Origin of the sequence: Sporolactobacillus shoreicorticis, from assembly GCF_024125445.1 — a bacterium.
Taxonomy (GTDB): domain Bacteria; phylum Bacillota; class Bacilli; order Bacillales; family Sporolactobacillaceae; genus Sporolactobacillus; species Sporolactobacillus shoreicorticis.
Genome location: NZ_JAMXWM010000032.1, coordinates 16,776 through 30,859, shown reverse-complemented (window position 1 = coordinate 30,859; position 14,084 = coordinate 16,776). Strand labels below are relative to the sequence as shown.

At 42.9% G+C, this 14,084-nt stretch carries 10 protein-coding genes and 1 pseudogene; 2 read left to right on the top strand and 9 right to left on the bottom strand.

Going from position 1 to position 14,084, the window contains the following annotated elements; translation table 11 throughout:
- Nucleotides 1-58: 58 nt before the first annotated feature.
- The 4 genes and pseudogenes from NIE88_RS19135 to nadB form a co-directional block, all read right to left on the bottom strand.
- A pseudogene (locus NIE88_RS19135) lies at nt 59-328 on the bottom strand (aldehyde dehydrogenase family protein); the annotation flags it as partial.
- Between the two features lie 175 nt (nt 329-503).
- Nucleotides 504-1,601, bottom strand: a complete 1,098-nt coding sequence (gene nadA, locus NIE88_RS19130; RefSeq protein WP_253064834.1) for a quinolinate synthase NadA — start codon at nt 1,599-1,601, stop codon at nt 504-506.
- Between the two features lie 3 nt (nt 1,602-1,604).
- Nucleotides 1,605-2,462: a carboxylating nicotinate-nucleotide diphosphorylase gene (nadC, locus tag NIE88_RS19125; RefSeq protein WP_253064832.1), complete on the bottom strand. Its 858-nt coding sequence runs from the start codon at nt 2,460-2,462 to the stop codon at nt 1,605-1,607.
- Nucleotides 2,449-3,993 carry an L-aspartate oxidase gene (nadB, locus tag NIE88_RS19120; RefSeq protein WP_253064830.1) on the bottom strand — a complete coding sequence of 515 codons (1,545 nt, stop codon included), beginning with the start codon at nt 3,991-3,993 and terminating at the stop codon, nt 2,449-2,451. The genes nadC and nadB overlap by 14 nt, the downstream gene beginning before the upstream one ends.
- 309 nt (nt 3,994-4,302) lie before the next feature.
- Here nadB and NIE88_RS19115 point away from each other — a divergent pair, with 309 nt between their 5' ends.
- A complete protein-coding gene (locus tag NIE88_RS19115; protein ID WP_253064828.1) occupies nt 4,303-5,448 on the top strand; it encodes an IscS subfamily cysteine desulfurase in 1,146 nt (381 codons plus the stop codon).
- A gap of 452 nt (nt 5,449-5,900) precedes the next feature.
- On the opposite strand, the gene NIE88_RS19110 is transcribed toward NIE88_RS19115, so the two are convergent.
- Nucleotides 5,901-8,132 carry an alpha-galactosidase gene (locus NIE88_RS19110; protein ID WP_253064818.1) on the bottom strand — a complete coding sequence of 744 codons (2,232 nt, stop codon included), beginning with the start codon at nt 8,130-8,132 and terminating at the stop codon, nt 5,901-5,903.
- Between the two features lie 49 nt (nt 8,133-8,181).
- The gene (locus NIE88_RS19105; RefSeq protein ID WP_253064816.1) at nt 8,182-10,119 is read right to left on the bottom strand and encodes a sugar MFS transporter; all 1,938 of its coding nucleotides are present in this window, start codon (nt 10,117-10,119) and stop codon (nt 8,182-8,184) included.
- 232 nt (nt 10,120-10,351) lie between these two features.
- Between NIE88_RS19105 and NIE88_RS19100 the strand changes: the two genes are divergently transcribed.
- Complete coding sequence (locus NIE88_RS19100; RefSeq protein WP_253064814.1) at nt 10,352-11,398, top strand: LacI family DNA-binding transcriptional regulator; 1,047 nt, start codon at nt 10,352-10,354, stop codon at nt 11,396-11,398.
- A 291-nt stretch (nt 11,399-11,689) separates the two neighbouring features.
- Here the strand turns inward: NIE88_RS19100 and NIE88_RS19095 are convergent, their stop codons facing one another.
- From NIE88_RS19095 to NIE88_RS19085, 3 genes are read right to left on the bottom strand one after another with little or no spacing between them, the layout of a single operon-like run.
- Nucleotides 11,690-12,370, bottom strand: a complete 681-nt coding sequence (locus tag NIE88_RS19095) for an ABC transporter ATP-binding protein (protein ID WP_253064812.1) — start codon at nt 12,368-12,370, stop codon at nt 11,690-11,692.
- Entirely contained in the window at nt 12,371-13,441 is a 1,071-nt protein-coding gene (locus tag NIE88_RS19090; RefSeq protein ID WP_253064810.1) for an ABC transporter permease, read from the bottom strand.
- The gene (locus NIE88_RS19085) at nt 13,425-14,042 is read right to left on the bottom strand and encodes a TetR/AcrR family transcriptional regulator (RefSeq protein ID WP_253064808.1); all 618 of its coding nucleotides are present in this window, start codon (nt 14,040-14,042) and stop codon (nt 13,425-13,427) included. The genes NIE88_RS19090 and NIE88_RS19085 overlap by 17 nt, the downstream gene beginning before the upstream one ends.
- Between the last annotated feature and the right edge of the window lie 42 nt (nt 14,043-14,084).

The following is a 14,084-nucleotide window of genomic DNA, read 5'->3' as shown; positions in this document are numbered from 1 at the left end:
CATAAATCTTTTTTGACTCTGAGACATCCTCTGTTTATCTTCATTAAGCGTCAATCCATTATTTTGATGTATCCAGATAAACCACATGCGTCTGCAAGTATTCTTCAAGTCCATGCTTGCCGTCGGCACTGCCGATACTGGACTTTTTACATCCGGCATGAAAGCCTTGCATCGCTTCAAAGTGTTCACGATTAATATAGGTTTCTCCGAATTGAAGTCGTCGAACCGCATAGAATGCATGATCCAAGCTTTTTGTGAAAATAGAAGAGGTCAATCCAAACTCGAAATCATTCGCCAGCTCAATCGCTTCGTCCAGGGTCGCAAATGTTCGTGCCTCCTCATCTGATAAGATAGCATGCATAAACGTTTTCTCTTATAGTGAAAACGATCGCAAACAGCAATAAGTTGAAAGCGTAGCACAGACACGGACAGGATACAAATACTGCTCTGAATAGATTATCGAAACACATGTATTTTCCTTTTTCATGGGTGCTGTGATGCTGTTAGGATTGCTCAAGCATTCGCTTCAGTGCAAAAACAGCGTCCTTCGCAACCGCATCGGGGACCGAGATAATAGTATCCGGTGCATCACCCGCCTCAAGCTGGGCCAATGACCACACAAGGTGCGGAAGGTCGATTCGATTCATGGTCAGACACGAACACATCATTGGATTCAGCGAACGGATCTTCAAATCCGGATGATTGTGTTTCAAACGATTCACCAGGTTCATCTCTGTGCCAATCGCCCAATGCGACCCTGCCGGCGCATGATCGATCACATCAATTATATATTTTGTCGATCCGGAGAAATCCGCCTGACGCACGACCTCATAATTACATTCCGGATGAACAAGAATGCGTACATCCGAATCTTCTTTACGGCAATCCGCAACGTTTTTTTCTGTAAACAATTCATGAACCGTGCAGTAGCCTTTCCATAGAATGACTTGAGTACGCGTACCGGCGTCCCCCTCAAAGGTTTCCCGGATCGGATCCCAAACCACCATATGTTCCAATGGAATGCCCAATCCAACACCGGTATTACGCCCAAGATGTTGATCGGGCAGAAAAAGAATCCGTTCTTTTTGTGAAAACGCCCATTGCATCATTTTTCCCGCATTGGACGACGTCAATGTCGCTCCGCCGTGTCTGCCGCAAAACGCTTTAATTTCTGCTGTCGAGTTTATATAAGTCATTGGAATGATCGTATCGCCAAACTGATTCTGCAAACGTTTCCACCCACGTTCAAGCTGATGAATAGTCGCCATATCGGCCATCGCGCAGCCTGCCCGGTGATCCGGCAAAATTACTTTTTGCCTTTTATCCGTGAGTATATCGGCGGTTTCCGCCATGAAATGGACGCCGCAGAAAATAATATATTCAGCTTCTTTTTTTGCAGCCGCAAGCTGCGCCAAACGGAGCGAATCTCCTCGATCGTCGGCAAATTGAATGACCTCGTCACGCTGATAATGATGCCCGGGAATATAAACGCGAGATCCGAGCTTCTTTTTAAGCAGCCATCCTTCCTCAGTCAAAGCCTCCTTGGACGCATGTCGATAGTAATCGGGAATTTGCGTTTGTAAAAGTTCCGATAAACTCATGATTTACTCATGCCTCCCTTTTGGGTCGTCAATCTGCAAATTAAAACTGATGTCGAGTGCTTTAACCGAGTGGGTTAAACAGCCGAGTGAAATATAATCCGCACCGCATCCGGCATAGTCTTTTAACGTTTCTAAATTAATGCCGCCGGATATTTCCGTAACAATGCCATCCGGAACTTCTCGGACAAACGTGCGAATTTCGTCGGGTGAACTGTTGTCAAACATAATAATATCCGCCTTTGCCCGAACAGCCTCTTTAACGGTTTCAAGCGAAGTCGTCTCTACTTCGATTTTCACGGTATGACCGAGCACACCACGAACTTTCTGCACCGCATGGCTGATCGAACCGGCACGTGCAATGTGATTATCCTTAATCATGACCGCATCATAAAGGCCGAAGCGGTGATTAAATCCACCGCCAATTCTAACCGCATATTTCTCAAACAGACGCAGACCCGGTGTCGTCTTCCTCGTATCGCAGATCCGCGTTCCGCTGTCGCCCACGATCTCCACCGCCCCATGCGTCATGGTCGCAATTCCGCTCATGTGCTGCAGCAGATTAAGCAGTACACGTTCAGCACTGAGCAACGTACGCACCGGACCTCTGACTGTCACCAGATCTTGTCCGGCTTGTACGGTTTCCCCCTCTGAAACATGGTACTGAATCGTTACCTCCGAATCAAACAGCTTGTATCCTTCAGTCAAAATCGGCAGACCGCAGATGATGCCTGACGTTTTTGCGGTAAATATGCCGACCGCCGTATCTTCTGATGCAAAAACCGCATCAGTGGTCAGATCCTGATGACCCATATCTTCATTGTAAAAAATTTCAAGTGCTTGTCTCAGTTTAATTCTGTTCAATCTTTGTCACCTCGCGAATAATGCTTTTGGTCCGCCATTGCTCGATTTCCTCCGGATAGTCAATACGTGTGTGTCCGCCGCGGCTTTCTGTGCGTTCCAGTGCCGAAGAGGCAATCAGCCAGGCGGTTGTCAGCATATTCAGTCGTTCCAGTTCATCCTTTGTCCCGTCAAACCGCTCTGCGCGATTAAAGTCAATTCCCCAGGAAAGACACCAGTCAACGGCCGTGGTCAGCGACTGCTGCGTGCGCCAGATACCGACATACTCAAACATCGTCTTCTGAATCTCTTTCTTGGACGGAGGCGGAGGAACATTCCGAAACCCGGATTCATCAGTGATTTTCTCAATTGGCTGTTCTGTATGCGTGTTCATACTGGCTGCCGCAGTTCCCGCATAGGTCACCGCTTCCAGCAGTGAATGACTGGCGATTCGGTTGGCGCCATGAACCCCGGTACATGCGCATTCACCAATAGCATACAGGCCCGGAAGTGTCGTTTTCCCCTCATGGTCTGTCTCAATCCCGCCCATAAGAAAATGAGCACCGGGTGAAACCGGAATTCGCCCTTTTGCCAAATCTACACCAGCTTGTCGACAGAGTTGAGTGATGGTCGGAAAATGCTCGGCAAAATGGTCAAGCATAGATATATCAAGATAGATTTGTTCTGCCTCGCCCGTTTTCTGTGCCTTGAAAAGAACGCGCGACACCACATCACGAGGAGCCAAATCTTCGAGCGGATGCTTGCCCTCCAGAAGCCGCTTTCCATCCTGATTAATCAACTTGGCTCCTTCGCCGCGAACTGCCTCTGAGACCAGTCCATAGGCTCTATGATTCTTAATCAGCAAAGTCGGATGGAATTGCACGAATTCCATATCTTTAAGTGCAGCGCCGGCCCAATAGGCAAGTGCCAGCCCGTCCCCTGTCACTGCCGGATCGGCAGAGGTCGGTGCGTAGATCTGTCCGCATCCTCCAGTTGCAAGCACCGTATTCCGTGCATAATAGACAACCGGCTCTTCTGATTGATCACTCGCCCGTACCCCAACACAATGCCCGTTTTGAACCAACAGCTCAGTCGCCTGAGTATGCTCGTGGATGATGACCTGCCGCTCCACGTACTTTTTTACAAATCCGGTCAGCTCCCGGCCGGTTGCGTCACCATGCGCGTGCAGCACACGAGCGGCCGAATGACCGCCCTCTCTGGCTAGTAAAATCTGTCCTTTCTGATCACGATCAAATTGCATGCCCATTCGAATCAGCGCATCAACTTGCCGTTTGCTCTCACGTGCAAGAAAGGCCGTTTCATCAACATTATTGTGATAACGCCCGGCACGCAATGCGTCTTCCATCTGCTGATGCCAATCATCATCAGGGGCATAGGCGGCCGCAATTCCCCCTTGAGCAAGATAAGAGTTACTTGCCTGCCATTTTTTTTTAGTCAGAATAATGACCCGCTTCTTGTTCATCAGCTTGGCCGCCGTATAGAGTGCGGCCAGCCCGCTTCCAACAATGACTATATCTGCATGATATGTTTTCAATAGTTTACACCTGTCTTTACATATGTCTTGACAACTATGTTGTCACATTATTAAACTTACGGCAAGTAGCTAAACAAAAATTATGGCAGATAACGAGTAAAAGTTACTTCCGCCGCAGGATGATTTTTATTTTTCTTACATTATTTTCTATATGCCGGATTTGCTGGCATTGTCATTTAAGCAACGCAAGAAATAAAAGCAAAGTAAATGAACTTTTATCGGTTACTGATCTCATGCAAAGTGCACCATCATCACCATCTCTTAAATCCATCGAAATTCATGAACGTATCAAAAAGGAGCACTTGAAAAATGATCTATCTCGATTACGCAGCGACAACACCGATGTCTCCGAAAGCGCTGAAAACCTATGCGGATGTCGCGCAGCATTGTTTTGGCAACACAAACAGTCTGCATGATTTCGGCGACACGGCAGCCCGGCTGCTGTCATCCGGCAGAAAACAAATGGCTCAGTATCTCAATGTTGAGGAAAACGGTGTTTTTTTTACATCCGGAGGTTCGGAAAGCAATCGACTGGCTATTGAGGGATTGGCACATACGCAAAAGAAAAGAGGGCATCATCTCATTTATGTGCAGGGGCAACATTCATCAGTTGTCCTTGCCTTTGAAAAGCTGCGCAAAGAGGGCTACCTGGTTACCCAACTGACGCGGAATGAAAGTGGTGAAGTGACGCCCGCCATGATTGAAAACGCGATTAGAGAGGACACGATTCTGGTGAGCGTTGATCACGTGAACAATGAAATCGGATCAATCACTAATATAAAAGCGATCGGCGACTTGCTGTATCGCAAACATATTGCCTTTCATTGTGATGCCGTACAATCCTTTGGAAAATTGCCGATTGATGCGGAAGCCGCACATATTACCGCCTTGTCGGCCTCGGCCCACAAAATCTTCGGGCCAAAAGGGGTCGCACTCTGCTTTGTGGATCCCCGCATCGCTCTGCGGATGAAGCTGCCACGGTCAGCGGAACCACATAGTATTCGGCCGGGAACTGTCAATTTGCCTGGCATTGCCGCCTTCGTCACAGCATCCAAGGAAGCCATTCAACAGGCAGAGGAGTGCCTTAACCGTGTACGTGACATGCGTAGGCGGTTTATCTCCGGCATTCGAGGTAAAGGTCTTTCATTTACAATAGAGGCGTCTGCGCAGCATCAACTACCGCACATTCTTGCAATTCGTATCCCCGGCATCGAAGGGCAACAAATAATGCTTTCCGCTAATCGTCGCGGCCTAGCCGTTGCAACCGGAAGTGCGTGCAGCGCCGCATCGCGCCAGCCTTCGCCGACCCTGTTGTCCATTGGTCGTTCGCCCCAGCAAGCAAGAGAACTTGTAAGACTGTCATTCGGGGAAACAACTACCGAAGAAGAACTGCGTCAGGCCATTCAGTTATTCTCCGAAGCCGCTTTGGAGGTGCAGTCATCCGCACAGATATAATTTTGCTATCGCTACGCTCTTTATCAATGTAAAATGAAGGATTGGAAAAGTTCAACCAAAACTGTGAAAACTCGTTAGAAAAACCTGATGGACTGTTGATGTTTCCACATAACCAAAAATCATCCGGTGCTTTTCGGTTAGAAGAGATTCTTTATTCTCTTTTCCATGACAGGTCAAACAGATGAATTGAATGGAGGATCGAAGAAAATACGTCACATAAGTTTTTTATCCATAAACAGAAGGTACCACAGAACGTGTGGTACCTTCATCTTTTATACTTTTTCATCTACTGGCATTGCATGAAAATTCGATCCTTTACTACGGGAATAGTCAAAATTAGTTTAGATCCTCCCAAGCCAAAACTGAATGAATACCATCAAACAGTGACAAATCAGCGCAAGATAGATTATTTTTAATCAATTGGAGTAAATGACTGGGCAACATTAAATCATTCAATTAACAGCGCGCACAATAAATAGCTGCGAACTGAAATCGGCAGACTCTTCAACCCCTTCAATTTTTTGAAGAACTTGAGGCACAAAATAACCTGCGTTCATTAATTCGTCACCGTAGAATTCTTCATCACCATCATTGACTTTATATTTTCGCTCTGGATCTAATCCTTCAAAGTACAAACGACTATACGGGGGATTGGGTCGATTTAACACTTGATAATAAGCCACTATTGCTTGACTTTGATCATCCTTAACCACTTCCCAGCTAATAACATTGCTATTATTATTCGTATCGTATGGACTTACTAACCGATAAAAGCGACCAAATTGGAATAGTTCCCGATTTTGTTTATAAAATTCAATTTGCCTTTTAACAGATCGCTGCTCGTGGTCTGGCATTTGGGTCACATCAAGCTCGTATCCAAGATTTCCAAAATAAGCAACATCAGCTCTAGTCTTTAACGGCGTTATTCTGCCCGTTTGATCATTTGGAACGGCAGAAACATGTGCCCCCATCATTGAAAGAGAATAGCCATAAGACGTACCATACTGAATGAACATTCGCTCCACTGCGTCAGTGTTATCACTCGTCCACGCCTGCGGCGCATAATACATCAAACCGAGATCAAATCTTCCTCCGCCTGAAGCACATGACTCAAACAGCACATTAGGAAAATCAGCAGTCAAGCGTTCGTAAAGATTGTATACCCCCAGAATATATCTATGAGAAAGTTCTTTTTGCCTGTCTGCCGATAATTTGCCACCAAAAGCTTCAGTGATATTTCTATTCATATCCCATTTAATATAATCAAGCTTATTTTGTTTGATCATCTCTGATACCGAGTCATAAAGAAAGTCAACAACTTCAGGCCGTGACATATCAAGCACAAATTGTGTTCGTTGCGGGGTCCGTTGACGGTTCGGCGCACAGATCAACCAGTCAGGATGTTTTGTGTACAGCTTACTATCAATTGAAATCATCTCAGGTTCAAACCAAAGGCCAAATTTCATACCTAACGCGTGAATTTTGTTGACCATGTTACTGAATCCACCTGGGAACTTGGCTTCATTTACAAACCAATCCCCCAAAGAACTCTTGTCATCATTTCGGTGCCCAAACCAGCCATCATCCAAAACAAACATTTCGACACCAAGTTCATGAGCATTCTTGGCGATTTCAAATAACTTGTTGTCATCAAAATCAAAATAGGTACCTTCCCAATTATTAATCAGAATCGGCCGATTTTCCCTCGCAAAGTTAGGGTTCACCAAATGATTAAGGTAGCAGTTACCCATCTGTTGACTCAATTGATTCATCCCTTTATCAGTATAACTAATGACAGCTTCAGGTGTTTGAAATTCAGTCCCTGGTTCCAAAGTCCAAGAAAATTCTTCTGGATTTATTCCGGTCAGTACTCTCGTTGTTTCAAACTGATCCACTTCAACTTGATCAAGAAAATTGCCTGAATAGATTAGATTAATTCCAAATACGTCTCCATCCTGATCCGTTGTAGTAGGACGAGCCAGCATAAAGAATGGATTCTGTTGATGACTTGACGCTGTGCGTAAACTACTAATACTTTGAACTCCAGAATGAATTCGGTTCCTATACAAATGACGCTCCCGTGCCCATGTGCCCGAGAATTGAATCAAATCATACATTGAGTCCGGAAGATCAAGCTGCAGACTCAGCGCCCGATTTAACATTAAGTCTTGATTGCCATCATTCACGAACTTTGAACTACGAACAATGACATCTTGATGAGGGAAAATGGTGTACGCCAAATTTAATTTTAAATGCAACAGACTATCTTTTAGGACAATGGTCAATGTCTCGGCATCATCGTTGCTATCATCGAACATTGAAGGCAATCCCGTTAAACGTTTCTTACCATCCGTCAACTGGTAACTGTCAAAAGCGAACTCAGAAACCCGACTTCCATCTTTGGCTTCAATTTGGTACGCTGGATAACGAAAATCTCCTTTGCCAAAGCCAGCGTATTCTTGCTTGAGCAATTCCGGTTGAACATTGGGAACATCACTTTTCCATGACGGAGTGTCATTGTGCCACTCTTTAGTTGTTAAACGATCATAGGAATCTTTCACATGAATTTTTTTGCCATAATAGACTTGCCCCAGCTCACCATTTTCCAATACCTGAAAAATGTAACTCGTGTTATCTGTTTGTAAGTGAAAGATTAATTGGTCTTCACCAATTTTTATCGTCATTGTAGTGACCCCCTTCAAAATTTTATTTTATTCGTGTTTCATCCAAGACTTAGCGTTTTGGAGCGGACAGCTCCAAAATGGCATCCCCATGCTTAACATTACCGAATTTTTTAATATATTGAAATTCTTCAACGTCTTTATAATTGGTAATAACTACCATTACGGTATCATCCAAATCAGCTTTATTGATTAGTTCACTAGAAAATTCAATAAGCTTATCACCTTGTTTTACGCGCTCACCCTTGTCAACATATTGCGTAAAACCATTACCATTCAGTGAAACAGTATCAATTCCAATGTGAATCAACGCCAGAATACCACTATCTGATCTGAGACCAATGGCATGTCTGGTTGGGAAAGTAGCCTCAATAGTCCCATCAAACGGTGCATATACACCATCACCGCTTGGCTTAACTGCAAACCCTTTGCCCATTATTCCCGAAGAAAATTTCGCATCAGATACCTTTTCAAGGAGTTCAAGCGTTCCATCAACTGGTGAGATATACGTAATGGTCTTGAATAAATGGTTAATACCTTCCTTGAGATCAGATGTTGACTCGTTACCATTTTCCAAATGTTTATGCCACGTTCTTTCAAGTTCATTGACAATTTCTTCATGTTGCTTCTCATCTAGCGTAATTTTCTTGTAGAAGACGAATGTTCCAATAAGAATGAGAACGGCTGGAATACCAAACATCATAATTTTGAAAATTAGCTGACCATGTGACGTAACATCATGAGCAGTCACACCGGCAGTCATTCCTGCCAATACGGCGGTCAATCCTGCAACCCCATTAGAAACCGCGCCACCGAGTTTATCCAATAATGGACGAACCGACAAAGTCAGTGATTCATCACGATGTCCGAACTTAAGTTGTCCGTATTCTACAGAATCACTGATAATCATCAAAACAACAAGGAAGATCAGTGGCTGTGGAATGTAGAAAAGAACGGCTGCAGTCAAAACGAGCGGAAGCGACTGCCCTGAGAAAGCAAAGAGAACCGTAGCAATAATTAAGATACCGATCGAAAGGAAAAAAACATTTTTCCGGCTAAATTTTTGTGCCAAAGGCGGGAAAGCAAGAACAGCAAAGACACCAATAATTGTATTTAAAGTGGCCAAACTAGTAAACTCTGCCGGTTTACCAAGAATATAAGTGAAATAGTAAAGTTCCAGAGAGTTCGTAATCTGAATGGCAGCTGTATAAAGACCATAAGTCAAAGAAAGCCACATTAATTGATCGTTTCGACCAAGAACTTTAAAAACATCTTTAAAACTGGTTTTTTCAACATTTTTACGCAAATCGGTTTTTGATTCCTTGGTTCCCAGACCAACAACAACCGTGGAAATCCAAGAAATTAGTGCAATGGTTAATCCGAATACAAACCAGCCTCGTAAATCGCCTTGCCCATGATTCTTATTAATAGAGAACATTAAAACAAGCGGCATAACGAAGACTCCGACAATGTTGGCACCAATTGTTGAACCCACACGTGCAAAAGTAGCCGTCTTTTCACGTTCTCTGGTATCAAATGAGATCGCGGGAATCATTGACCAAAAGCCAACATCTTTAAACGAATAAAAGATGTCCATACAGATATATAAAACAGCAAAAATAATCAAGTAAAGCAGCGGATTGGAAGCATTTAATCCTCCCATATTCGTAAATAAAATGGCGATTGTGATTGAACCAATCGTGCCGCCAATAAGAATCCATGGCTTAAAATGTCCCCATCTCGTATTTGTGGTATCAATTGTATTTCCGATAAAAGGATCAATTGCCAGTTCAACAAACCTAAGCAGGAAAATGATTGTTGTGATATAGAAAATCATTCGATTATTTTCTCCACCGCCGGCTTTATCAAATAAATGCGCGGTTACAAACATAATGAAGTAAACAGACAGTGTGTTGTAAAACATATCATGACCGAACGCACCAAAAGCGTATGACAAACGAGAAGTCAGTTTTCTTGTATTACTTGCCATTGTAACGAAACCTCCTTGAAATAAATTAGTATTCGATTACAGCTCTTATCGTAACCGTTTACAATATTAAATGTAACCGGATATTTAAACGATGTCAACTGTTGTTTAATTAAATATGAATTTGTTTAATTAAACATTTAATCCAAAACCCATTGACTGCTGTTACTAAAGTAAAAATTGTTGATGAACGCTAATTATGATAATGTGTAATTAAATGAAAGGGGGAAGTTTAATGCCTACAATCAGAGATATTTCAAAGTTAGCAAAGGTCTCTCCTGGTACAGTCTCTCGGGCATTGAATCCCACCCAGCAGAAAAATGTATCCGAAGAAACCAGAATAAAGGTTCAACAAATTGCTAAGAACCTTGGCTACCAACATTTTGTGAAAAAGAATAAAGAAGACAAACGTATGACGCCTCCTCTTTTACACTTTGCCTTGCTAACTACTCACACTATTGAAGAAGAAACAAAAGACGAGTATTGGCGTTTTGTTAGATTAGGCATTTATCAGGCCGCCAAAGCTGAAAATATTTCGATTGAAAAAGTGATTGATATGCATAATGGCATTGATCCAAAGCAGGTTGCTAACTATGATGCTGTACTCATCATTGGAACAGTTTCATTAAATGTCATTAAAAGTTTAAAAGAAGTGAACACAAACCTTGTCGTCATTGACGGCGGAGTCGACTATGATGGGCTCGTTGACACGGTTGATCCGAACTTCAAAAAATTAACCATTGAAACTCTGGATAAGATGAGCGCATACACGGATAAAGAAATTGCCATTATTAGTGGCAATCGAAGAGAAATCCATATGGATGGAACAGTTGGAAATGTAATTGAGGATCCGCGTGTCAAAGCATATAAAGCATGGACGAAGACACATGGTAAAAAAGAACTGTTCAAAAAAACCGAGTGGTCGAATAACGCTGCTATGAAGGCTACAGATAGCTTGATAAATGATTATGGTAACGTGTTAAGTGCAATTATTGTTACATCCGATTCGCTACTTCTAGTAGGGGTAATGAAGAGTCTAGCCAAGCACGGTATAGTTCCTGGAAAGCAAATTATGTTGGTGAGTTTTGATGACATGGAATTTGTGTCTTTTCTTACACCAGCCCCTTCAAGTATTTGGATTCCAAAAGCCGAATTGGGCTATGCTGCCATTTTGCATGCAGTAACGTTAACAAAAAAAAGCTCCAAAAATTGGATCACTCAAATTGTAATTCCTGGAAAGATAAGATATAGAGATACTTTTCGTCCGGCATCTATGTCATAAAAGCCTGAAGCCGGAATTACAGCACCTATGATGGATCAATTAAAAAGTCATTTAATCAATATGAAAAAAAGATAGATTACACTAATAAATGAGCCACCTCGACGTCCGGCAGCATCACTGGGTTTGTTCCTGCAACCTAAGTGCATATTTTCAAATTCTGATAAAACCAATGAGTCATCTAGCCTAATTGTACAATGATGTCCATTGCACATGTAAATTTATTTAAACGCCTGCTTGTTTATATCGAGTAGATGATTCCTATACCCCTTCTTGCCTCTCCTTTAACTGTGTTTACGCACTTTCCAGCTGCTGAATACGGCCGTCCGTAATCTCATAAATTTGATCCGTAAACTGAGCCAATCGGCGATCATGCGTCACGACAATGATGGCTTTATTTGTTGTATGTGCTAACTCTTTAAAGAGACGCATCACTTCAAACGCGCGGTCTGAATCCAGTGAAGCCGTGGGTTCATCGGCCAAAATAACTTTTGGATCGGCATATAAGGCACGCGCAACTGCAACCCGCTGCCTTTGACCGCCGGATAATTCATCCGGATACTTTTTTCGCAAATCATCAATGCCTAACTGTTTTTCAATCTGCTGCACGTGTTCGGGATTTAAATTAGGGGTCCTTTTAACCTTGTCAACTAATCGAAACTGTTCTTCCACCGTTAAATAGGGAATTAAATTATAGGACTGTAGAATAAAGCCAATTTTATTTAGCCGGACTTGCTCACGATCCTTCGCCGAACTATTGTGGTAGGTTTGGTTTTCAATCATCATTTCACCGGAGCTTGGGGTTAACAGACCACCGGCAATCGCCAGAAAGGTACTTTTACCGGATCCTGATGGACCAACAATAGCGATCAATTGTCCATAGTCGGCATGAAAATTAATATCATTCAAGGCACTGACCTTGCCGATTCCTTTACCAAAAGACTTAATAATATGCTTCATCTCAATGGCGTGCATTTAATTACCTCCAATCATGGACACAGGGTCAACTTTGACAATTGTTCTTGCCGGAATCAGGGCACCAATGACGGACATGACAACGAGGAGACAAGCAGCACCAGCAAGCAACGGATAATTGAACGTGATGGGCACAGCCGGAGGCAACCCGATCGCGGTAAGAACGGTTATCCCGCCGCCAACTAAGACGCCTGAGACCGTCACTAAAATGGACTGCCCAACTGTATTTTTCACTAAATACTTCGTAGAAATCCCCTGCGCTTTTAGGACGGCAAAGTAGGGCAGCTTCTGCATGGTTAAAATGTACAGAAAAATAGCGATAATGATTAACGTGATCAACATAAGGAAGGCAATCATAAACCCAAAAGTAAGGTTTTGTGCACGATACCCTGGCAGTTTATTGATAAATTCTTCCGTAGTCAATTGATCCAGATCGTCCGCCTTTTGGTTAAGCTGATTTTTTTTGAGGAGAACCGCACTCACCTGTCCATCACTTGTGGCACCAAACTTAATGTCGCGCCAATCGGACAAAGACGTATAAATCACAGGGGCAACACTTAATTTAGCATCCTTGGTAAAACCTACAATTTTATAAGCCGGTGAATCACTGCTTAGGTAAATTTCGTCGCCAAGCCGGTAACCACTGTCATACATACTTTTATCAACGACAGCTTCATGTTGGCTATTAAATTTGCGCCCGCTAATCGTTGTAAGCTGCTGATAGATAAATTGATTTTTAGAAATTCCCAGAAGCTCAGACGAAACCTTTTTATGCCCCTTTGGATCTCTGGCTGTAACACCCAATTCACCTAATTGAGCCAACCTGTCGTCAGACTTTAATTTAGCAAGTTGATTTTTTGTAATCACAGATTGACTTAAATGACTGTCCGCGTCACTATTTAAAACAATGGCATCAGCCTGCCAAGAATCAATAGCCTGTCGGTTTGACTCAGACAATCCATAGGCCAATCCGGTTAATACAAAAATTAAGTAACTGATTAAGACAATCATAAACATAATCAGACTATAGCGTAACTTAGCGTGTTTCATTTCTTTAATCGCCAGATACATGGTTTTCCCCCTTAACCAAGCCATCTTTAATAACTGTTATCAACACGTTAAACTTTGCCAGACTCGCTTCGACCTCTTGGCCGGCCAACACATTCTGGATAGTATGATGGCTGACATTCATCAGAAATTCCACAATAGGCACCACTTTTTGCTGATCACTGATTGTTAACCGACCGATCGTCAAATTCATTTGGGGCAAAAAGCGATTAAAATTATCATCGGATTGATTCCTACGTTTCAAATAATATTGATTAATCTGCCAATGCAATGCATAAAAATCGCGATAATCGGATTCTGCCAACTGACGGGTAAAATCCGCTGTATACTTATAAAAAGCAAGCAGCGTATCTTGGGGATTCTTGTACAGTTCTTCAATTAACCCCCCATGAATTCCACTTAAAACTTCCCGATAAACATACTGATAACTGTCAATCATGTCGTCAAAATACTTGTAAAAAGCACCACGAGAAATGCCGGCCGATTTAATAATACGAGCGACCTGCGCTTCAGAAATCGGATGCTGAGAAAATTCCTGCACTAGGGCACTAAAAATGATCGATTTCTTTGCTGAATTTAAATGATTAAATGTATCACTTGGCAATATAGTCCCCCCCTTCAAAAAAGTGACACGGTGTCACTCACG

Coding starts and splice junctions, on each gene's coding strand:
- NIE88_RS19105 (WP_253064816.1), bottom strand. CDS start 10,119: ATGGCAAGTAATACAAGAAAACTGACTTCTCGTTTGTCATACGCTTTT.
- NIE88_RS19110 (WP_253064818.1), bottom strand. CDS start 8,132: ATGACGATAAAAATTGGTGAAGACCAATTAATCTTTCACTTACAAACA.
- NIE88_RS19100 (WP_253064814.1), top strand. CDS start 10,352: ATGCCTACAATCAGAGATATTTCAAAGTTAGCAAAGGTCTCTCCTGGT.
- NIE88_RS19115 (WP_253064828.1), top strand. CDS start 4,303: ATGATCTATCTCGATTACGCAGCGACAACACCGATGTCTCCGAAAGCG.
- nadA (WP_253064834.1), bottom strand. CDS start 1,601: ATGAGTTTATCGGAACTTTTACAAACGCAAATTCCCGATTACTATCGA.
- NIE88_RS19095 (WP_253064812.1), bottom strand. CDS start 12,370: ATGCACGCCATTGAGATGAAGCATATTATTAAGTCTTTTGGTAAAGGA.
- NIE88_RS19090 (WP_253064810.1), bottom strand. CDS start 13,441: ATGTATCTGGCGATTAAAGAAATGAAACACGCTAAGTTACGCTATAGT.